Origin of the sequence: Actinomadura meyerae (genome assembly GCF_900188445.1) — a bacterium.
GTDB lineage: Bacteria > Actinomycetota > Actinomycetes > Streptosporangiales > Streptosporangiaceae > Spirillospora > Spirillospora meyerae.
The window spans coordinates 1-20,932 of the sequence record NZ_FZOR01000072.1 but is presented as its reverse complement, the minus strand read 5'-3'; the positions used below and the strand labels follow the sequence as shown (position 1 = coordinate 20,932).

Below are 20,932 nucleotides of genomic sequence, written 5' to 3'. Positions count from 1 at the left end.
ACTCCACGGTCCAGGCGATGGAAGTGCTCACTCACCGGCGGCTACCAGGCACCGAGTCTGTCAGCAGTGGCCGACCCGGCAGCTCCCATTAGGCGCTAGGGCGCCTTCCTTCGGCGGGCAAAACGTGCGATTGCTGCATCGCTCCGGCTCGCCTTGCGGCTCGCTTCGCGATCAGGTTCTTGCTTCGCTCGAACCTGCCTTCGGACGCAATCGCGACGGTTCGGGTCGTCGCGGGCTGAGGTGCCGGCTGGGGGCCGCGCGGTAGACGGTTGCGGTCTGCGGTCGTGGGACGGTCGGGGGCGGTGCTGGACGGTTGCGGGGGCGGCCGTAGGTCGGGTGGTCGCGGCGCTTCGTGGGGGCTCTGCGCAGGGCGTGAGCGGAGCGTTGCCGCGTTGTGGGGGTTTCCTTGGGGACGCTCCGGCGTGTTTTGGGGGAAGCGTGGGTGGGGGTGGAGGGTCCTTAGGGATCATGCGGGTACGCCAGTGGGTGTCCTAGATGTCCGGGGGTCGTACGCTGTCCCCCTGGTCCTGTTCGGTCGCACCGGCGGGGGTATCGTGCCGCTCCTTCACAAGATCGCTGGGGTAGTGATCATCTGCGCCGTGGTGCTCGGGCTGACGCTGCCCGGGTCGCGGGGACGGGACGAGGGGGAGACCGCCGAGCGCACCGGCGCCAAGTCCTCGGCGAGCCCCGCGGCGAAGGCCGCCGGCGTCAGCGTGGCCCCCTCGCCCGGGGGCTCGGCGTCCCCCTCGGTGTCGGCGACGGCGCCGATCCCCGCGGCGGCGCCGGGGGCGGTGGCGGCCAAGGCGAACGAGCTGGGCCAGGTGCCGGTGATCATGTACCACCGGATCCTGCCGAAGCCCGAGCTGTCGCTGGACCGCTCGACCAAGGAGCTGTACGACGAGCTGACCCGGCTGGCGAAGAGCGGCTACCAGCCGATCACGGCGGCCGAGTTCGTCGGCGGGCGGTTCGACGTCCCGGCGGGCAGGCATCCGGTGGTGCTGACGTTCGACGACAGCACGCCGGGGCACTTCGCGCTCGACGCGCAGGGCAACCCCAAGCCGGACACCGCCGTCGGGATCATCGAGCGGGTCGCGCGGGAGAACCCGGGGTTCCGGCCGGTGGCGACGTTCTACCTGAACAAGGACCTGTTCGGGATGGACCCGGCGCAGGCGGGTCCCGCGCTGGCGTGGCTGCGGCAGCGCGGCTACGAGCTCGGCAACCACACCATGACGCACCCGAACCTGGGCGGGATGTCGGAGAAGGGGGTGCGCAAGGAGATCGGCGGCATGGAGGACGAGATCCTCAAGCTGACCGGCGCGCACGCCACGACGTTCGCCTACCCGTTCGGGTCCGTCCCGAAGAAGAAGGGGTGGGCCGAGAAGGACGGCGGCCGGTACGCCTTCCAGGGCCTGTTCCTCGCCGGGTGGCGGCCCGCGATGTCGCCGTTCGACGACGACTTCGACCGGCGGCAGATCGACCGGGTGCGGTCCGAGGGCAAGATCAAGGAGAACGACTGCACGAAGTACTGCTCCACGGCGTGGCTGGAGTACCTGGACAAGCACCCGGGGGAGCGGTACACCTCGGACGGGGACCCGAACACCGTGACGTTTCCGAAAGCGGCCGAGAGCCGGCTCGCCAAGGAGTACCGTGCCCGTGCGCGAACCTACTGATCGTCGGCGCCGCGGGCGGATTGACCACGCGAGATTGGTCCCATATCCTGATCGCTGCGCTGTGGGCCTGCGCGCGCTTCGGACGGAGCAGGCTCGCGCTCGGTCAGGTCGGCGACAACGGTTCGGTTCACTGACGCGGTGTCCGCGTCCCATTCCGGTCTTCGGCAGGGCGGATAACGGCCCTCCGCGCACAACCCATACGACTTCCATGTCCGTACCGGAGCCAGCCGACACATGACGAGCAGCACCGAGGCCACCTCGACCACCCCGCAGGTAGCGGTCAACGACATCGGGTCCGAGGAAGCCTTCCTCGCGGCGATCGATGAGACCATCAAGTACTTCAACGACGGCGACATTGTCGAGGGCACTGTCGTCAAGGTCGATCGTGACGAGGTCCTCCTCGACATCGGCTACAAGACCGAGGGCGTCATCCCCTCGCGTGAGCTCTCCATCAAGCACGACGTCGACCCCAACGAGGTCGTCACCGTCGGGGACCACGTCGAGGCCCTCGTCCTCCAGAAGGAGGACAAGGAAGGCCGCCTGATCCTGTCCAAGAAGCGCGCCCAGTACGAGCGCGCCTGGGGCACGATCGAGAAGATCAAGGACGAGGACGGCATCGTCACCGGCACGGTCATCGAGGTCGTCAAGGGCGGCCTCATCCTCGACATCGGCCTGCGCGGCTTCCTGCCCGCCTCGCTGGTCGAGATGCGCCGCGTCCGCGACCTGCAGCCCTACGTCGGCCGCGAGCTCGAGGCCAAGATCATCGAGCTGGACAAGAACCGCAACAACGTGGTCCTGTCCCGCCGCGCCTGGCTGGAGCAGACGCAGAGCGAGGTCCGCCAGACCTTCCTCAACACCCTGCAGAAGGGCCAGGTCCGCAAGGGCGTCGTGTCGTCGATCGTCAACTTCGGCGCGTTCGTCGACCTCGGCGGCGTCGACGGCCTGGTGCACGTCTCCGAGCTGTCCTGGAAGCACATCGACCACCCGTCCGAGGTCGTCGAGGTCGGCCAGGAGGTCACGGTCGAGGTCCTGGACGTCGACATGGAGCGCGAGCGCGTCTCCCTGTCGCTCAAGGCGACCCAGGAAGACCCGTGGCAGCAGTTCGCCCGCACCCACCAGATCGGCCAGGTCGTGCCCGGCCGCGTCACCAAGCTGGTGCCGTTCGGCGCGTTCGTCCGCGTCGAGGAGGGCATCGAGGGCCTCGTGCACATCTCCGAGCTGGCCGAGCGCCACGTGGAGATCCCCGAGCAGGTCGTCCAGGTCGGCGACGAGATCTTCGTGAAGATCATCGACATCGACCTCGACCGGCGCCGCATCAGCCTCTCGCTGAAGCAGGCGAACGAGGGCGCCGCCAGCATGGAGGAAGAGGACTTCGACCCCACGCTGTACGGCATGCCGGCCGAGTACGACGAGCAGGGCAACTACAAGTATCCCGAGGGCTTCGACGCCGAGACCGGCGAGTGGCTGGAGGGCTTCGACGAGCAGCGGGAGACCTGGGAGCGGCAGTACGCCGAGGCCCGCACCCGCTTCGAGGCCCACCGCAAGCAGATCGAGGAGGCCCGCAAGGCCGAGGCGGAGGCCGACACCACGCCCTCGGGCGGCGGCGGAGGCGGCGAGACCTCCTACTCCGGCGGCGGCGAGAGCGAGTCCGGCGGTGGCGCCCTGGCCACCGACGAGGCGCTCGCCGCGCTGCGGGAGAAGCTCTCCGGCGGCCAGTGAGCCGCGTCCCCTTCCCCGGGCCCGCCCGGGGAAGGGGAGATCGGTGACGACGCGCTGACCGCTCGCGCGCGCCGTCCGCACCGTGCCGCCCTCGCGGCCCGGCCGGACGGCCGGTGAACAATCCGGACACGGCCGGAGGCGATCTTCTGGATCGGCCTCCGGCCGTGCTTCGGTTGCGTCACGATGGCGGGTGGGGCGCGTCCCCGACGCCCCCTGCACCGAAGGTCCGCTCGTCCCCGGGAGCACTCGTTCAATTGGCCAGGACAGACGCCGACGCCCGCACCAGGACCGGCGGCCCCGCCGCGGCCGGCCCCTCGATCGTCCCGCAGGGCCCCGCACGCCTCGCCCTGATCGCGGTCACGGTCGCGGTCCTCGCCCAGACCCTGCGGTTCGCGCTGCCCCAGCTCGACCACTTCGCCGACCGGACCGGCAACGCCGCCGCCGGCGCCGGCGTGCTCGCGCTGTTCCTCGCCGGCTTCACCGCGCCGCTGGTGCGGCGCGCCGCCGGCCCGCGCGCGCTGCTGCTCACCGGCATCGGCGGGCTGCTGCTGGTGCGCCTGCTCGCCCAGGCCATCGACCCGCGGACCTGGCTGGCCCTCGCCGGCACCGCGATCGGGATGGTGGCCGTCGCCGCGCTCTTCGAGGGCGCCCGCGGCCTGTCCGGGGTCGGCTTCGCCACCGCGGCCGTCGCCGGCCTCGCGATCGACGGCGCCGTCCGGATGTGCTTCGCCACCTGGGACCCGGTGTGGCGGGACGGCGTCGGCCCCTGGCTGGCGTGCCTGGCGTTCGTCGGCGCCGGCGCTGCCGCGCTGTACCGCGAGCTGGCGTCCGGGCCGATCGACCCGCCCGGGGTGTCCTGGCGGGACGCGCTGGGCGCCGCGGCGTTCGGGCCGTTCCTGGCGCTGCAGGTGCTCGTGCTGGCCAGCCCCGCGTTCGTCGCGTCGTCCGGCTGGCAGTCGCTGACCGCCGCGCACGTCACGATCGTCGCCGGGCAGGGCCTCGCCCTGGCGTTCCTCGGCTCCGGCCTCGCCGTGCGGGCGGTGCCCGGCGGCGTGTGCGTGCTCGGCGGGACGCTGCTCGGCGTCGGCGCGGGCGCCGTCGCCGGGACCTACGCGGTCGCCGGGATCGAGGTCGTCCCCGTCGTGATCGTCGGGCAGGTGCTCGCGGCGTGGCTGCTGGCGGTGGCGGTCCGCGCGCCGCTGCGCCGCTCCGGAAGCGGCGGCCCGGTCCTGCGGATCGACGCCGGCGCGGCCCTCGGCGGCCTGCTGATCGCCGTGATCCTGATCCCGTACCAGGTCAGCGCGGTGTCGCCGCTGCCGTTCCCGAACAACCTGCTGCCCGGCCTGGCCGGGATCCTGCTCGGCGCGCTCGCGGCGTTCGCGGCGGCGCGCGGCGGCCCGCTGCCGGCCCGCGCCCCGCTGCGCGCGCTCACCGCCGGGGCCGCGGCGCTGCTGCTGCTCATCGGCACCGCGGTGTTCACCGTCGCGGCGCCGGACGGCAAGGCCCCGGCGGCGGCCGCGAACGGCACCGTGCGGGTGCTCAGCTACAACATCCACGACGCGGTCGGCCAGTCGGGGCGGCTCGACCCCGAGGCCGTCGCCCGCGTCATCGAGGGGCAGCGGGCGCAGGTCGTCCTGCTGCAGGAGGCCGGGCGCGGGGCGCTGACGTCCGGCACCACCGACGTCGGGGTGTGGCTGTCGCGGCGGCTCGGCATGAAGCTGATCTGGGGCCCGGCCGCCGACGGGCAGTTCGGCAACGCGATCCTGACGTCCCTGCCGGTGCGCAAGTCCGGCAGCGGGCGGATGCCGCGCGGCGACTGGTCGCAGATCCGCGGGTACGTGTGGGCGCGGCTCGCCGTCGGGAAGGCGACGATGGACGTGTGGTCGACGCACCTGGAGGGCGGCGACGACCAGGCCGAGGAGCGGTCCCGGGAGGTCGCGGCGCTGCTGCGGGCCTGGGGCGGTGCGCCCCGCACGCTCATCGGCGGCGACTTCCAGACCGACGCGGGCAGCCCCGAGCTGGCCGCGATGACCGACGGCACCGACCTGCGCAGCGCCGCGCTCGGCGGCGACCCCTACCCGACCCGGCCGGACGGCTCCACCCACGACTGGATCTTCGGGTCGGACGGCGTCCTCGTCACCGACTACGAGGTGCCGAGGTCCGACGCCTCCGACCACTACCCGGTCGCGGTCACCGTCCGGATCGGCCGGTGACCCGCCGGCGGGCTTCGCGTGCCGCTAGGGTCTCCTCATGAGCGAGCCGGCGGTCGTCATCGAGCGGGCGGGCCCGGACGACGCCGGGGAGCTGATGACCGTCCAGCGCGCCGCGTACGTGGCGGAGGCGCAGCTGTACGGCGACCCGTTCCTGCCGCCGCTGGTCGAGTCGGTCGAGCAGCTGCGCACCGTCCTCGCCGGGGACGCGGTGGTGCTGAAGGCGGTGCTCGGCGGCCGCGTCGTCGGCGCGGTCCGCGCCCAGTTCAGCGACCACACGTGCCTGGTGGGGCGGCTCGTCGTCGTCCCCGACCTGCAGGGCCGCGGCATCGGGCGCCGCCTGCTGGCGGAGCTGGAGGCCGCGGTCGCCGGCCGGGTGGACGCCTGCGTGCTGTTCACCGGCCACCTCAGCGACGCCAACCTGCGCCTGTACCGGCGGCTCGGCTACAGCGAGACGCACCGCGAGCGCGTCGCCGCGCACCTGACCCTGGTGCACATGCGCAAACCCCTCGTTCCCGCGGAAACCGGCTAGCGACTAGGGTGATCGCGTGCTGAAAGTGGGACTCACCGGCGGGATCGGCTCGGGCAAGAGCGAGGTGGCCGCGCTGCTGGACGCGCACGGCGCGATGATCATCGACGCCGACAAGATCGCCCGGGAGGTCGTGGAGCCGGGCACGCCGGGCCTCGCCGCCGTCGTGGCGGAGTTCGGCGAGGACGTGCTGCTGCCGTCCGGTGCCCTGGACCGGGAGAAGGTCGGCCGCATCGTGTTCGCCGACCCCGACCGGCTCGCCGCGCTGAACGCGATCGTCCACCCCCTGGTCGGGGAGCGCATGCAGGAGCTGATGGACGCGGCCCCCGGTGACGCGGTCGTCGTCTACGACGTCCCGTTGCTGGCGGAGAACGGCCTGGCCCCCATGTACGACGAGGTCGTGGTCGTGGACGCCCCCGAGGAGACGCAGCTCGACCGCCTGACGTCGCGCCGCGGGATGACCGAGGAGGACGCCCGCGCCCGCATGGCCAACCAGGCGTCCCGGGCCGAGCGCCGCGCCGTCGCCACCCATGTCATCGACAACTCCGGCACCCTGGACGACCTGAAGGCCCAGGTGGACGCCCTCTGGGAGACCCTGACCGAGCGCGCCGCCCGGTCGTAGCGAAGACGGAACCCACCCGCCCGGCCGCGACGGAATGGCCGGCCGGGCCTGGCGGTGCGCCATGGTTCTCGCGGCCGATGCTCCCGGATGAATGATCACTGAAAGTTTCCGGTCGCGCATGAAAGATGATCACTGGAACGGATGATCCGGGCACGGCCTACTGCCGTATCTTCGCAGGAAGATGGCCCTTTTTGCTCACATGATGACAATCATATTGTTCGACGTAGTTTCATGGCCGAAATCGGCCGTGAAGGAGTTCTGAAGCGATGATGTAATGGTGGGAATTACTTCTCATCAAGGAGGTGTCATGATGCGCTCCATGGTCCGGCTGCTCCTCGGGGCCGGGCTCGTCGCCGGCGGGGCGGTGGCGGCCCCGGCGGCGAGCGCCGACGACGGGGCGGCCGCCGCCCCGCTGACCGTGATCCAGCTCAGCGTCGTCCCGCAGCTCGGCTCCGGGGCGGCCCGTACCGCGACGCTGGAGTGCGACCCGGTCGGCGGCACCCACCCCAACGCCAAGGTCGCCTGCGCCGAGCTGGACGCGGCGAACGGCGACATCCGGCAGGTCCCGTCGCGCTCCGGATATGGCTGCCTCGGCATCTGGCTGCCGGTGACCGCGACCGCGACCGGCTACTGGCACGGCGTGCCGATCACGCCGTACTCCGAGACGTTCAGCAACGACGGCTGCGCCCGGATCGGGCACGGATACGTCCTGGACTTCTGACCGGCGTCAGAACGGGGCGTCGAGGGGGAGGCGGTGGACGTCGGCGAGGTAGGGGTCCAGTTCGCCCGGCTCGAAGCGGCACATGCCGATGGCGTACCAGAACTCGGCGGTGGCGTTGCCCTCCCACTTGTAGCGGCCGTCGGGGGCCAGGGCGGCCCAGCCTTCGGCCAGGCCGAGGAGGGTCGCGCGGCGCGCGGGGGCCGCGAGGTCGGTGACGTTCCACAGGATGATGGCGCCGTCGTCGCCGGCGGTGGCGAGGAGGGTGCCGTCGGGGCTGAACGCCGCCGACCAGATGCGGCGGGTGTGGCCGCCGAGGGTGTGCAGGAGGCGGCCGGTGGCGGGGTCCCATAGGCGCACCACCATGTCGTCGCCCGCCGTGGCGAGGACCGTCCCGGACGGGTGGAAGGCCGCCGTCCACAGCCGCCCGGTGTGGGCGGTGAGGGCGTGGACGGTCTCGCCGGTGGAGGAGTCCCACAGCCGGGCGGTGCCGTCGTTGCCGGCGCTGACCAGGGTGTCGCCGGACGGTGAGAACGCCACCCGGTAGACGCGGTCGGTGTGGCCGTCCAGCGCGGCGACCAGCTCGCCGGTGCGGGGGTGCCACAGCCGGACGGCGCCGTCGTCGCAGCCGGTGGCGAGGAGCGCGCCGCCCGGGTGGAAGTCGATGGAGCGGACGCGGCCGCGGTGGTCGGCGAGGTTGACGGTCTCGCGGCCGGTCGTCCAGTACCAGAGGCGGACGGTGTCGTCGTCGTTGGCGGTGGCGAGGACGTCCCCGGAGGGCGCGAACGCCTGCGCCCACACGTGGTCGGTCTCGACGTTCAGCTCCCGCTCGAAGGTGCCGGTGCCGGCCTGCCACAGGTGGACGCCGCCGTCGTTGGTCGCGGTGGCGAGCCGGGAGTCGCGGGGGCTGAACGCGGCGGAGGTGAGGTTGTCGGCGACGCCGCGCAGCTCGCGGATCATGCGGCCGGAGCGCGGGTCCCACAGCCGGACGAGGCCGTCGTTGCCGCTGGAGGCGAGCATGCCGCCGTCCGGGCTGAACGCGACGCCGGTGACGCGGCGGCCGTGGCCGCGCAGCACGACGCGGCACTGCCCGGTCTCGGCGTCCCACAGCCGGGCGGTGCCGTCGTTGCTGCTCGTGGCGAGCTGGGCGCCGTCCGGGCGGAACGCGAACGGCCACACGGCGCCGCGGTGCCCGGCGAGCTCGAGGCGCTGCCGCCCGGTCGCGGGGTCCCACAGGCGGACCGATCCGGCGCTGTCGGCGGTGGCGAGGCGGCCGCCGTCCGGGCTGAACGCCGCCTGGTAGATGCCGCCGCCGTGGCCGGACAGGACGGCGCGCTGCCGCCCGCCCGACCACAGGCGGACCGAACCGTCGGTGTCGCCGGTGACGAGCAGGTCGCCGCCGGGGTGGAAGGCGATGGCGTAGACGCGGCCGGTGTGGCCGAGGAGCTCCTGGCCGATCTCGCCGGTGCGGATGTCCCAGAGCCGGACGACGCCGGCCTCGTCGCCCGCGGCGAGGAGGGACCCGTCGGGGTGGAAGACGGCGCGGAACACCGCGCCGCTGTGGCCGGTCAGCTCGCGGCGGAGCGCGCCGGTGGCGAGGTCCCAGACGCGGAGGGTGCCGCCCGCGTCGCCGGTGACCATGAGGGAGCCGGCGGGGTCGAACACGGCGGTGTAGACGGGCGCGGTGTGCCCGGCCAGCTCGTGGAGCAGGGCGCCGGTGGCGGTGTCCCAGACGCGGATGGCGCCGTCGGCGTCGCCCGCGGCGAGCAGGTCGGCGCCCGAGGGGGCGCGCCCGCCGAGGACGACCGGCCAGACGCCCTCGGAGTGGACGGGCAGGGTGTGCGCGGTGTGCCCCGTAGCGAGGTCCCAGATGCGGACGGTGCCGTCGGCGGAGCCGCTCACCATCAGGTTGCCGCCGGAGTCGAACACCACGGCGTAGGCGCGGTCGGTGTGGCCCTGGAGGGTGCGCAGGGGCGTGCCGGTGACGGCGTCGCACACGAGGACGCCGCCGTCCTCGCTGCCCACGGCCACGACGGACCCGCCGGGGCTGTAGGCGAGCGGCTGCGGCAGGCGGCTGGTGGCGAAGTGGAACCCGTAGGGGACGCCGACCGCGGGCGGCGCGATCTGCAGGTCGATGGGGCGGCCGGGGGCGATCGCGGCCTCGCGCAGCTCGGGCGCGGCGGCGATCCGGTCGGGCAGGGCGGCGTCGATGAGGGCGGCGCGGGTCCAGCGGCCGCCCTCGACGGCGGCGTCGCGCAGGTCGGCGCGGGCGAGCCGGGCTCGGGACAGGTCGGCGCCGCGCAGGTCGGCGCCGGTGAGCCGCGCCTCGTCCAGCCGGGCCCCGGCCAGGGAGGCGTTCCGCAGGACGGCCCGGGACAGGTTCGCGCCGACGAGCTGCGCGTCGGTGAGGTCGGCGCCGGTGAGGTCGACCTCCTGCAGGTCGCGGTAGGACAGGTCCTCGCCCTGGAGGCGTGCCCCCCGCAGGTCGGTGCGCGCGGGGGTGCGCAGCCGGGTCGTGACGCGGATGGCGTTGGCGCGGGCGATGTCGCCGGCGCCGGGGTCGGCGAGGACGCCGGCCGCCCACTCCTGGCAGGCGCGGGGGTCGGCGAGGTCGCACAGGAAGTCGACGGTGAGCTGGGTCATGGCGCGGCGGCCGAGCGCGGCCGGTGCGGCGCCGGCCGGGCCGGCGGCGAACTCGGCGGCGATGTGCCGGGCGACGAGCCACTCCATCACCGAGGCGTGGATGAACCCGAACAGGCCGTCGTCGGTGCGGACCAGCAGGCTGCCGGCGCCGACGGCGTGCGTGACCTGGTGCGGCGACATCCGCCCGCCGGCGAGGCCGGTGAGGGCGTCGGCGACGTCGGCCAGCTCGGCGAGGCTGAGGAACTGCTCGTTGCCCTCCCACAGCCGCAGCGCGAGCGTGCCGACGGCCTGCCACATGTCGTCGGTCTTGAGGCCGGAGGGGCCGCCGGCGCCGCCGACCCGGTCGGCCTCGTAGGCCAGCCAGGACGACAGGATCTCGTCGTAGAGGTCGGCGGGGGAGACCGCGCGGCGGGCCTGGGCGACGGCGCGCAGCCGGTCCTCGGGCAGGTCGGCGATGAACGACAGCATCCGCGGGTTGGCGGTGAGGGCGAGCAGCTCCTCGATGCCGGTGAGCAGGTCCAGCCGGGCCTCGGCGGCGCCCTCGTCCCCGTACCGGTTCACCAGGTAGGAGCGGACCTGCGGGGGCGCGAACTCCTCCAGGCCGAGGACGCGCCGGTGCGGCAGCACGCCGACCTTCTCGCCGAGGGCCGTCAGCACCTGCGCCTGGGACTTGAAGTGCTGGGTGCGGCTCGCCACGACGATCTTGGCCTTGTCCTGGGCGGCCCGCAGCAGCGTGTCGAGGTGGTCGGCGGCCCGGTCGTAGGTCATCCGCGTCACCAGCTCGTCGAACCCGTCGAACAGCAGCACGATGCGGCCCTGCCGGAGCATGTAGTGGAACGCCTTGAGGTCGATCAGCTCCTCGCCGTGGTTGGCGAGGTGCGCGGCGACGAGGCCGTCCACCGAGTGGGCCTTGTCGAGGGCGCGCAGCTCGATGAGGATCGGGATGACGTGCGGCAGCTCCTCGGGGATGCGGCGGGCGAGCTCGCGCAGCGCGAACGTCTTGCCGCGCCCGAAGTCGCCCAGCAGCAGCAGGAAGCGGCCGTGGTCGGCGGCCAGCAGACGCAGCATCTCGCCGACGACGTCGTCGCGGACGTCCCCGGTCAGTCGCGTCCCCTCGCCGGGCGTCTGGAAGCGGTCGAGTTCCCGGAAGCGCTGCGGGACGTACAGCGACGGCGGGTACAGGCCGTCGGCGGACAGCCGCCGCGTCTGCGCCGCGACGTACTCCGACAGGTCGAGCAGGCCCTGGAACTCGGTGAGGCTCCGCACCCGGATGCCGCGGCGCAGCGCGTCCTCGCGCAGCGCCCGGGACGGGGCGGGCCCCAGGTACACCAGTTCCGAGCCGTGGTCGGCGCCGTCGGCGTGCACGTGCCGGACGAAGGCGTCCACGTCGGCCTCGGTCACCTGCCCGACGTGGGCGCCGATGCGGTATTGGCGGACGAACCCGTCCTCCAGGTGGGTGAGCAGCAGGTGGGGCGGGTCGGTGCGGCCCTCCTCCCGGGCGGGCGGCACGATCCGCCGGATGGTGGCGCGCTCGAACCGGGTCTCGCACGCCTCGGTCAGCCGGTCCAGGAGGAGCGCGGTGGGGTCGTGCACGGGCTCGGCGGCGCCGTTCCCCACCGGGCCCAGTTCGGGGGCGGGAGGCGCGGGCGGCGCCTCCGCGCGCGGCGGCGGGAACGTTCCGGTGACGCGGTGCCAGGACCGTTCGAGCCGTTCCGGGCCGCGCTGGGCGGCGCGCTCGGGGATCCACCGCTCCATGCCGTCGCGGGTCAGCACCACGGTCTGGTGGCGTCCGGGGCCGAGCGCCGGGACGCACGGGGCGCCGCCGGGCAGCAGCGGGACGGCGCCGAACTCCGTCTCCGTCCCCTGGAAGAACACGTTCACGTGGCCGCCGAGCAGCGCCTCCACCGTGTCGGGGTCGCGCAGGGCGCCCGGCTCGCCGGCGACGGGGGTGTGCTCGACGGCGCCGAGGCGTAGCCACCCCTCGCCCTCGAAATGGCGGAGCCGCTCGTTGAACCAGGCGGCCTGCGCCTGGCCGACCCGGCCGTGGCGGTCCTCCTCGCGGTGGGTCTGCGGCAGCGTCGAGTTGAGGCCGGCGACCACGACCCGCAGGTCGGGGACCGGGAACAGCGTCCACGGCTGCGCGCTGTCGAAGATCAGCGCGTCGATGCCCTGGTAGAACTCCTTGAACAGGCCCGCGTAGTGCCGCCACTTCGGCCAGTACGGCGGCTGCGGCTCGATGTCGTCGGCCTCGCAGCTGGAGAAGTACGCCTGGCACGCGGCGCGGGTGACGTCGTGGGTGCCGGGCACGATCACGACGCGCTGCGCCTCCAGGCCGAGCAGCGCCCGCAGGCTGGTCAGGAACGACAGCGCCTCGGCGAACTCGCGGCGGCTGCCCGAGTGGGTGAGGTTGCCGGTCACGACGAGCAGGTCGGGGCGCGGCACGCCCGCGTCGGCCAGCCGGGTCACCTCGCTCCAGACGCGGTCCTGCAGCTCGGCGGCGGTCGTCGGCTCGCCGGGCTCGGCGAGCGTCCGGCCGAACCGGGGCCCCGACACGTGCAGCACGCTGAGCCGCTCGCGGGGCTCGGACCCGGTGCCCGCCGCGGGGAACGCCGGGGTCGCCACCGGCGCCCGCCGGGCGGGGCGCTCCCCGACCGGCTCCTGCGGCCCCTCAGCCGCCTCCAGACGGCCCGGCATGACGCCGCCGCCGTTCGGTGCGGGGGAGCCGCCGCCGGGGAACCCGGGGCCGTCCAGGGGCCGCGCGTGCCCGGCGAGGGCCTCCCGGATGCGCCGCATCAGCAGCCCGCGCGCCTCGTCGGGGTCGTCGACGCCGACGAGGTCCACGTAGGTGATCGTGGACAGCAGCCCGTCGATCGGGCAGTCCTCGATCCGGACCGTGACGAGCTTGCGGGCCGGGTCGTCGGGGTCGGCGCGCAGCGCCGCCATCCACTCCAGCCGCCCGTACCGGGAGCGCAGGTAGTTGCGCGACAGCACCGCCACGACGGCCTTGGCCTCGGACAGGCCGCGGTCCATGTAGTCGATGAAGTTCGTCCCGGGCACGAAGTCCCACGCCTGCATCATCGTCCGGTGCCCGGCGGCCTCCAGCTGCCAGGCGATCCAGGCCGCCCACCGCTCGTCCGCGGGGGAGTAGCTGATGAAGAAGTCGGTCGGACGCTCCTGCCTGGAATGGCCGCCGGGGGTCGTCATGCGGCCAGTATCGCGCGGCCGCCGGACGAAATCATGGTCCGCGCGCCTATGGGATCATGGCGCCCGTGCAGCCCCCGATGGAGATCCTGCGCCGCGCCGCCGGCTCGCTCGGCGTGCTGGACTGGGTGCGCGTCGGCGTGCTCGCGGCCGGGCTGCTGTTCGTCGCCACCGGCCTGCTGCCCGCCGAGACGGCGCGGTCCAGCGTCGGGCGGATCGCGCCGCTGCTGCTCTTCCTGTTCAGCGTCATCGTCCTGGCGGAGCTGACCAAGGAGGCCGGGGTCTTCGACGCGATCGCGCAGCGGATGGCGAAGGCCGGGCGGGGCGACTACGCGGCGCTGTTCCTGCTGTGCGTGGCGTTCGCGTCCCTCACCACGATCTTCCTGAACCTCGACACGACCGCCGTGCTGCTGACGCCGGTGATGCTGGCGCTGGCGGCGCGCGCGCGGATCGCGACCCTCCCGCTGGCGATGACGACGGTGTGGCTGGCCAACACCGCGAGCCTGCTGCTGCCCGTGTCGAACCTGACCAACCTGCTGGCCGCCGACCGGGTGGCGCTGGAGACCCGCGCCTTCGCCGCCCGAATGTGGGCGCCGCAATTGGCCGTCCTCGCCGTCACCATGGCGCTGCTGTGGGTGTTCTACTGGCGCCGCCGCATGCGCGGTGAGGACGCCTACGACCCGCCCGCCCCCGCGCCCATCCGCGACCGGGTGCTGTTCTCCGCCACCGGGGCGGCGTGCCTGCTGTTCATCGGCGCGATCCTGGGCGGGGTGCACACCGGGATCCAGCTCGGCGTCGCCGCGACCGTCGCCGCCGCCGTGGCCGTCGCCGCCTTCGCCGTACGCGACCGGTCGGCGCTGCGGCCGTCCCTCATCCCGTGGCAGCTGATGGTGTTCGTCACCGGGCTGTTCCTGGTCGTTCCCACGCTGGAGCGGTTCGGGCTGGACGACGCGATGCGCGCCTTCGTCGGCCATGACGGCGACGCCCTGGGCGCTTTCCGGGCGGCGTTCTCCGGTGCGGGGCTGTCGAACGTCGTCAACAACCTCCCCGCCTACGTGGCGGGGGAGTCGGCCGTACCGGCGTCGAACAAGGACCAGCTGCTCTCCCTGCTCGTCGGGACGAACGTGGGCCCGGTCATCACCCCGTGGGGTTCGCTCGCCACGCTGCTGTGGTTCGAGTGGTGCCGCCGGTGGGACGTGCGGGTCCCCATGCGCAAGTTCGTCCTGACAGGGGCGGTGCTGGCCGTCCTGGGGTGCGCGGCGTCCGTCGCGGGCCTCCTGCTGACCGGGTGAGGGGCAACGAGGCGGGCGGCTCTGGTAGGCGGCTCTAGTAGGCGATGTGGAAGCGGCCGCCGGGCCGGGCTATGCGCGTGGTGGTCTCCAGGAGGCGGTCCAGGAGGTCGGGGCGCGCGGCCACGAAGCTCAGCTCCGACGCCGGCCGGTGGATGCCCAGCTCGTAGGGGAGGCCGTCCAGGCGGCGCAGTTCCGCGCCGGCCTCCGCGGCCAGGATCGCCCCGGCGGGCAGGTCCACGATCTCGGGCAGGTATCCGACGATGCCGTCGATGTCGCCGCGGGCGAGCATCGTCCAGGCCACCAGCGGCGCCCACAGTTGCAGCATGCGCGCGCACCGCCGCTCCACGGCTGCGCGCAGGGCGAACGCCGCGGCATCGTCGGAGGTGACCTGATGCCCTTGCGTCCACGCCAGGACGGGGTTGTCCTCCCTGCCGGGGCGCGGGCGATCGGGCAGCCTCAGTCGGGTGCCGTCCGGGCCGAGGGCGCCCTCTCCGCGTACCGCCGACCACGTCCGGCCAGAGACGGGGTCGTGGACGACGCCTAGGACCGGCTCTGCGCGCGCGCACAACGCCAGCCCCACCGCGTACACGGGCATGCCGATCGCCACGTTGTTGGTGCCGTCCAGCGGGTCGACGAGCCAGACCATCTCCTCGCCGGGCGCGCCGTCGAGGACACCCGCCTCCTCCGCGATGATGCGGTGCCGCGGGTACGCGGCCCGCAGCCGGCCCACGATCAGCTCCTCGGCCGCCGTGTCCAGCGCCGTGACCACGTCCCCGCCGGTGCCCTTCGGCCGGACGTCCAGGGGGCCGCCCATCCCGGCGCTCAGCAGGGCGCCCGCGGCCTCGGCGGCCTCCACCGCCACCCGGCGGGCCTCGGGGAGATCGACCGGACGGGCCGCGGACGGGGTCGTGGATCTCATCGGGCCTCTCCAGTCGGGTCCGGCGGCGGCCTACCGGCGCGCCGAGCAGTGGGCGGCGGCGAGCCTGCGCGCGGATCGCCGCAGGGCCCGCTCGGTGTCGGCGTGATCGGAACGTGACCGGTGCACGCGGTGGGTGGGCGTGTCGAGGGGGCCGAGGGACAGGTCGCCGCCGCCCGGGGTCTGGCGGCCCAGGGCGACCGTGGCCGCGTCAGCGCCCCCCTCGATGAGCGTGCTGTGGAATACCCCCGCCGGCAGGCTGTACGCCTCGCCCGTCCGGTGCGCGGTGGAACGGCCGGGGAGGCTGTGCACGGCCCGCCCCGTCGCCCTGAGCTCGTCCACGTCGCCGTGGCTCACGACCTCGAACAGCTGCTGCGGCGCCCTCCCGGCGGCCTCCTCCACCTCGACCCGAACGTTCCGGACCGTCCCGTACAGGACGAAGCTGAGCAGCTCCCAGCTGTGGCAGTGCACCTGCGACGTCGTGAAGGGGGCCGGCCGCACCTCGGGCGTCCAGATGTGCAGGCACACCCCGAGGTCGCCGCTGCGCTCCACCGGCAGGCACAGGAAGCCCAGCGGGTGCCGCACCGCCGGTACGGGCGGCGTGCCCGCGGCCAGACCGTCGAGGATCTCCGCCAGGACGCCGCCCGCCCACGCCGGCAGCGTCCGCGCGGCCGTCCCGGCGCGGATCTGCTCGCGGATCTCCTCGTACCTCACCGCCCCGGCCTCACTCGTAGGGGTCCTTCGGCCGCAGCGCCTTGCGGATGATGTCGATGACGTCCCGGTCGGTGTAGCCGGGCGCCAGCTCGATGCCGGTCACCTCGAAGAGCTTGCGGACCTCCTCGACGGTCGGCTCCTCGTCCAGCGGCGCCAGCCGCGCCTGCTCCACCGGGACGCGGCGCGCCTGGTCCAGGCTGGTCTGCAGCTCCGCGCTCATCCAGCTGTAGTAGAACTTCGAGTTGTCGACCACCAGCGCCTCGCCGCGCGGGTCGTCGCGGGTCACCACCAGGCGGGACGCGGCCAGGTCGTAGCGCAGCGTCGTCATGGTCTGCGCCAGGCCGATGTCGATGTCGAGCATGGCGAACCGCTGCTTGTGCCAGCACGCCGCCAGGATCGTCGCGTACGCCTCCTTGCGGGTGCGCTCCAGCGTCCACGGCTCGCCCGTCGCGTCCGGGCCGTCCGACACCGAGCGGCGGTGGCGGGCGTACGCCTCGCACACCTCGACGTTGGTGGGGTCGAGGATCTCCACCCGGAACAGCAGCGTGCGCCGCTCCCGGCGCGCCGCCGCCACGCACTCGGGCAGCGTCCGCGCGCGGATGTAGGTGCCGGTTCCGCCCTTGAAGAACCACCGGTCGGTGTCGCGGCGCGCCTCCGCCAGGACCTGACCGACCTGCGCCCCGCCGATGACCCGGACGACCGTGCTCTCGTCCAGCGCGCGGCGGGTGTCGGCCAGGACGCTCTCGAACCCCTGGATGCGGGTCAGCTTGTCGTCCAGCTCGCCCAGCGTGACCGACGACGACCGCAGCGTGTCGCGGACCTCCAGCTCGACCGGGACGCGGCGCCCCCGGTCCCGCAGCATCGAGGTCGCCAGCAGGCCGATCACCGCGAGGATCCCGCTGTTGGTGATCTCGTCCTCGTTCGGCAGGTTCACGCCGAGCCCCAGCACCGCGACGACGATCGCCAGCACCAGCGCGATCACCGCGTCGGCGTTCTTCCCGAGCCAGCCGGCGAATCGGGTCATGATCCGGTCGCACTCCGTCCTAGTCGGCGCCGTCATCGTAACCGCAGCGCCCGCAGTGCGGAAAAGCCCCGCGGGTACGGGGTTCCGTGGCTCGGGCGACCGTGTGTCCTCCCGATCGCCATAGACTCGTCGCATGCACGTGCGGGGCTGGTGGACGGGGGCATGGCCGACCCGGCGCTCCCGCGCGCTCGACATCTTCCTCGCCGTGACCCTGGCCTGCGGTGACGGCGCGTTCCTGTGGTTCGCCGACCAGCGGTTCTACCTGCCGCCGCCCGTGGTGGCGGCGTGCAGCGTCGTCCTCGGCCTGGCCGTGGTCGTGCGGCGCTCCCACCCGGTCGGCCTCGCCGTGTTCGCCGTCGTCTTCGCGACGGTCACCGGGGCGGGCGCCTTCGCCGGGCTGGTCATCCTGTACTCGCTCGCCGCGTACGGGTCGTCCCGCCGGACGGTCCTGACGATCGCGGTCGCCAGCTACATCGCCACGCTGGTGTTCCCGGGGCCGACGGCGAGCAACGAGTCCTTCATCGCGCAGGCCGTCTTCGGCATCGCGTTCATCGCCGTCCCCGTGCTGCTCGGCCTCTACATGGGGGCGCGCAAGCAGGTCCTGGCCTCGCTCCAGGAACGTGCCGCGCGGCTCGAACGCGAGCAGCACCTCCTCGCGGAGCGCGCGCGGGGCGAGGAGCGCACCCGCATCGCGCGGGAGATGCACGACGTCGTCGCCAACCGCATCAGCGTCATGGTCGTGCACGCGGGCGCCCTCAAGGCGATCGCCAGCCGCGACCCCGTCCGGGCCGCCGAGACCGCCGCCGTGATCGGCGACATGGGGCGGCAGGCCCTGGAGGAGCTCCGCCACGTCGTCGGCGTCCTGCGGCAGGGCGAGGAGGCCCTTCCCCAGGAGGCGGTGACGCTCGCCCACGTCCGCGACCTGGTCGGCCAGTCCGGCGCCGCCGGGCTCCGCGTCGACCTCGAGGTCCGCGGCGAGGAGCGCCCGATGCCGATCGCCGTCGGGCGGACGGTGTACCGCCTCGTCCAGGAGGCCCTCACCAACGTCCACAAGCACGCCGGCGCCGCCCACACCCGCGTCGACCTCGGCCTGCTGCCCGAGGCGATCGAGGTCGAGGTCGTCAACGCCCCGCCGACCGCCGGGCCCGAGCACCGGCTGCCGAGCGGCGGCAACGGCCTGGTCGGGCTGCGCGAGCGGGTCACCGCGCTCGGCGGCAGCTTCGAGGCCGGGCCCCGCGGCGGCGGCTACGCCGTCCAGGCGCGGATCCCCCTCCCCGCGTCCTGACCCGCCCGCGTCCCGACCCGTCCGCGTCCTGATCCGGGCCCGCGGGCCGCTCGCGACCGGCGCGGACGCGGAATGTCGGAGGCCCTGCATACAGTTGTGGGGAAGCAGGGAGTACGCCGAGCAGGGGGAGCCGCCGATGCGCCCAGTCACGGACCTGCGGCGCCGCGTGGCGCCGTTCGAGGTCGTCACCGAGATGACGCCGTCGGGCGACCAGCCGCAGGCGATCGCCGAGCTGACCGCCCGCATCCAGGGCGGCGACAAGGACGCGGTGCTGCTCGGCGCCACCGGCACCGGCAAGACCGCCACGATCGCGTGGCTGGTGGAGAAGCTGCAGCGGCCCGTCCTGGTCATGCAGCCGAACAAGACGCTCGCCGCCCAGTTCGCCAACGAGCTGCGCGAGATGATGCCCAACAACGCCGTCGAGTACTTCGTCTCGTACTACGACTACTACCAGCCCGAGGCGTACATCCCGCAGACCGACACCTACATCGAGAAGGACTCCTCGATCAACGACGAGGTCGACCGGCTGCGGCACTCGGCGACCAACTCGCTGCTCACCCGCCGCGACACCGTCGTCGTCGCGTCGGTGTCCTGCATCTACGGCCTCGGCACCCCGCAGGAGTACGTCGACCGGATGGTCCGGCTGCACGTCGGCCAGGAGATCGACCGCGACGACCTGCTGCGGCAGCTCGTCGGCATGCAGTACACCCGCAACGACCTGGCGTTCACCCGCGGCACCTTCCGGGTCCGCGGCGACACCATCGAGATCATCCCGCAGTACGAGGAGCTCGCCGTCCGGATCGAGATGTTCGGCGACGAGATCGAGAAGCTCGCCACCCTGCACCCGCTCACCGGCGAGCTGATCACCGAGGACGACGAGCTGTACGTCTTCCCCGCCTCGCACTACGTCGCCGGGCCCGAGCGCATGGAGCGCGCGATCCGCGACATCGAGGCCGAGCTGGAGGAGACCCTCGCCGCCATGGAGCGGCAGGGCAAGATGCTGGAGGCGCAGCGGCTGCGCATGCGCACCGCCTACGACATCGAGATGATGCGGCAGGTCGGCACCTGCTCCGGCATCGAGAACTACTCCCGGCACATCGACGGCCGCGGCCCCGGCACCGCGCCGAACACCCTCCTCGACTACTTCCCGGAGGACTTCCTCCTCGTCATCGACGAGTCCCACCAGACCGTGCCGCAGATCGGCGCCATGTACGAGGGCGACGCGTCCCGCAAGCGGATGCTGGTCGAGCACGGGTTCCGGCTGCCGTCCGCGATGGACAACCGGCCGCTGAAGTGGGAGGAGTTCCTCGAGCGCATCGGCCAGACCGTGTACCTGTCGGCGACGCCCGGCCCCTACGAGATGAACCGGGTCAAGGGCGACGTCGTCGAGCAGGTCATCCGCCCGACGGGGCTGATCGACCCCGAGATCGTCGTCAAGCCCACCAAGGGCCAGATCGACGACCTCGTCCACGAGATCCGCGAGCGGACCGAGCGCGACGAGCGCGTCCTCGTCACCACCCTCACCAAGAAGATGGCCGAGGACCTCACCGACTACCTCCTGGAGCTCGGCATCCAGGTCCGCTACCTGCACAGCGAGGTCGACACGCTGCGCCGCATCGAGCTGCTCCGCGAGCTGCGCGCCGGCGAGTTCGACGTCCTGGTCGGCATCAACCTGCTCCGCGAGGGCCTCGACCTGCCCGAGGTGTCGCTCGTCGCGATCCTGGACGCCGACAAGGAGGGCTTCCTGCGCTCGGAGACGTCCCTCATCCAGACGATCGGGCGCGCGGCGCGCAACGTGTCCGGCCAGGTGCACATGTACGCCGACACGGTCACCCCGTCGATGGAGCGGGCGATCGACGAGACCAACCGGCGCCGCGCCAAGCAGCAGGCCTACAACGCCGAGCACGGCATCGAGCCGCAGGCGCTGCGCAAGCGCATCGCCGACATCCTCGACTCCCTCGCCCGCGAGGACGCCGACACCGAGACCCTCATCGGCGGCGGAGGGCGCCAGCAGTCCCGCGGCAAGGCGCCGGTGCCCGGCCTCGCGTCCCGGACGAAGGAGGCCGGCCGGCACGCCGCCGACCTGGTCGGCGAGCGCCCCCGCGAGGAGCTGGAGGCGCTCATCGAGCAGATGACCGAGCAGATGCACCAGGCCGCCACCGACCTGCAGTTCGAGCTCGCCGCCCGCCTCCGCGACGAGATCAAGGAGCTCAAGCGCGAGCTCCGCGACATGCGCGAGGCCGGCGTCAGCTAGCCCGCCGCGCGCCGCCGCCCCGCCGCGCGCCGCCCGGCGTCAGACATCCCTGGAGGTTGAATGTCAAGCGGCGAGGTCGTGGTGGTGGTGTGACCATGCGGTGGTCTGGTCGTAGGTGGTGTGGGTTTTGAGGCA

13 protein-coding genes are annotated in these 20,932 nt (G+C 73.5%); 9 read left to right on the top strand and 4 right to left on the bottom strand.

What is annotated here, in order from left to right:
- Positions 1–599: 599 nt before the first annotated feature.
- The 6 genes from CHF16_RS38335 (at position 600) to CHF16_RS38310 (ending at position 7,471) form a co-directional block, all read left to right on the top strand.
- Positions 600–1,670: a polysaccharide deacetylase family protein gene (locus CHF16_RS38335; protein WP_245869797.1), complete on the top strand. Its 1,071-nt coding sequence runs from the start codon at positions 600–602 to the stop codon at positions 1,668–1,670.
- A 234-nt stretch (positions 1,671–1,904) separates the two neighbouring features.
- Positions 1,905–3,389, top strand: a complete 1,485-nt coding sequence (gene rpsA, locus CHF16_RS38330; RefSeq protein ID WP_089331108.1) for a 30S ribosomal protein S1 — start codon at positions 1,905–1,907, stop codon at positions 3,387–3,389.
- A 254-nt stretch (positions 3,390–3,643) separates the two neighbouring features.
- Positions 3,644–5,602, top strand: coding sequence for an endonuclease/exonuclease/phosphatase family protein (locus tag CHF16_RS38325; RefSeq protein WP_089331107.1), 1,959 nt, complete (start codon positions 3,644–3,646; stop codon positions 5,600–5,602).
- Positions 5,603–5,639: 37 nt separating this feature from the next.
- Positions 5,640–6,131 (top strand): GNAT family N-acetyltransferase, encoded by a 492-nt coding sequence (locus CHF16_RS38320; protein WP_089331106.1) that lies wholly within the window; start codon positions 5,640–5,642, stop codon positions 6,129–6,131.
- Between the two features lie 16 nt (positions 6,132–6,147).
- Positions 6,148–6,750 (top strand): dephospho-CoA kinase, encoded by a 603-nt coding sequence (gene coaE, locus CHF16_RS38315; RefSeq protein ID WP_089331105.1) that lies wholly within the window; start codon positions 6,148–6,150, stop codon positions 6,748–6,750.
- A 307-nt stretch (positions 6,751–7,057) separates the two neighbouring features.
- Positions 7,058–7,471, top strand: a complete 414-nt coding sequence (locus CHF16_RS38310) for an SSI family serine proteinase inhibitor (RefSeq protein ID WP_179271921.1) — start codon at positions 7,058–7,060, stop codon at positions 7,469–7,471.
- 6 nt (positions 7,472–7,477) lie between these two features.
- Here the strand turns inward: CHF16_RS38310 and CHF16_RS38305 are convergent, their stop codons facing one another.
- Complete coding sequence (locus CHF16_RS38305; protein WP_089331103.1) at positions 7,478–13,315, bottom strand: WD40 domain-containing protein; 5,838 nt, start codon at positions 13,313–13,315, stop codon at positions 7,478–7,480.
- A 65-nt stretch (positions 13,316–13,380) separates the two neighbouring features.
- Here CHF16_RS38305 and CHF16_RS38300 point away from each other — a divergent pair, with 65 nt between their 5' ends.
- Positions 13,381–14,604, top strand: coding sequence for an ArsB/NhaD family transporter (locus tag CHF16_RS38300; protein ID WP_245869796.1), 1,224 nt, complete (start codon positions 13,381–13,383; stop codon positions 14,602–14,604).
- A 34-nt stretch (positions 14,605–14,638) separates the two neighbouring features.
- Here CHF16_RS38300 and CHF16_RS38295 read toward each other — a convergent pair whose 3' ends face one another.
- Genes CHF16_RS38295 through CHF16_RS38285 form a run of 3 tightly spaced genes read right to left on the bottom strand, consistent with a single transcriptional unit; the run spans position 14,639 to position 17,258 of the window.
- Complete coding sequence (locus CHF16_RS38295; RefSeq protein ID WP_089331101.1) at positions 14,639–15,523, bottom strand: inositol monophosphatase family protein; 885 nt, start codon at positions 15,521–15,523, stop codon at positions 14,639–14,641.
- A 30-nt stretch (positions 15,524–15,553) separates the two neighbouring features.
- Entirely contained in the window at positions 15,554–16,234 is a 681-nt protein-coding gene (locus CHF16_RS38290; RefSeq protein ID WP_089331100.1) for a hypothetical protein, read from the bottom strand.
- Positions 16,235–16,244: 10 nt separating this feature from the next.
- Positions 16,245–17,258: a hypothetical protein gene (locus CHF16_RS38285; protein ID WP_089331099.1), complete on the bottom strand. Its 1,014-nt coding sequence runs from the start codon at positions 17,256–17,258 to the stop codon at positions 16,245–16,247.
- A 133-nt stretch (positions 17,259–17,391) separates the two neighbouring features.
- On the opposite strand from CHF16_RS38285, the gene CHF16_RS38280 reads away from it, so the two are divergent.
- Positions 17,392–18,543 carry a sensor histidine kinase gene (locus CHF16_RS38280; RefSeq protein WP_089331098.1) on the top strand — a complete coding sequence of 384 codons (1,152 nt, stop codon included), beginning with the start codon at positions 17,392–17,394 and terminating at the stop codon, positions 18,541–18,543.
- A gap of 136 nt (positions 18,544–18,679) precedes the next feature.
- Entirely contained in the window at positions 18,680–20,797 is a 2,118-nt protein-coding gene (gene uvrB / locus CHF16_RS38275) for an excinuclease ABC subunit UvrB (protein ID WP_089331110.1), read from the top strand.
- Positions 20,798–20,932 lie beyond the last annotated feature (135 nt).

What these genes read in the sequence shown, in the direction of transcription:
- CHF16_RS38280 (WP_089331098.1), top strand. Translation starts at nt 17,392, where the DNA reads ATGCACGTGCGGGGCTGGTGGACGGGGGCATGGCCGACCCGGCGCTCC.
- rpsA (WP_089331108.1), top strand. Translation starts at nt 1,905, where the DNA reads ATGACGAGCAGCACCGAGGCCACCTCGACCACCCCGCAGGTAGCGGTC.
- CHF16_RS38285 (WP_089331099.1), bottom strand. Translation starts at nt 17,258, where the DNA reads ATGACCCGATTCGCCGGCTGGCTCGGGAAGAACGCCGACGCGGTGATC.
- uvrB (WP_089331110.1), top strand. Translation starts at nt 18,680, where the DNA reads ATGCGCCCAGTCACGGACCTGCGGCGCCGCGTGGCGCCGTTCGAGGTC.
- CHF16_RS38295 (WP_089331101.1), bottom strand. Translation starts at nt 15,523, where the DNA reads ATGAGATCCACGACCCCGTCCGCGGCCCGTCCGGTCGATCTCCCCGAG.
- CHF16_RS38320 (WP_089331106.1), top strand. Translation starts at nt 5,640, where the DNA reads ATGAGCGAGCCGGCGGTCGTCATCGAGCGGGCGGGCCCGGACGACGCC.
- CHF16_RS38310 (WP_179271921.1), top strand. Translation starts at nt 7,058, where the DNA reads ATGATGCGCTCCATGGTCCGGCTGCTCCTCGGGGCCGGGCTCGTCGCC.
- CHF16_RS38305 (WP_089331103.1), bottom strand. Translation starts at nt 13,315, where the DNA reads ATGACGACCCCCGGCGGCCATTCCAGGCAGGAGCGTCCGACCGACTTC.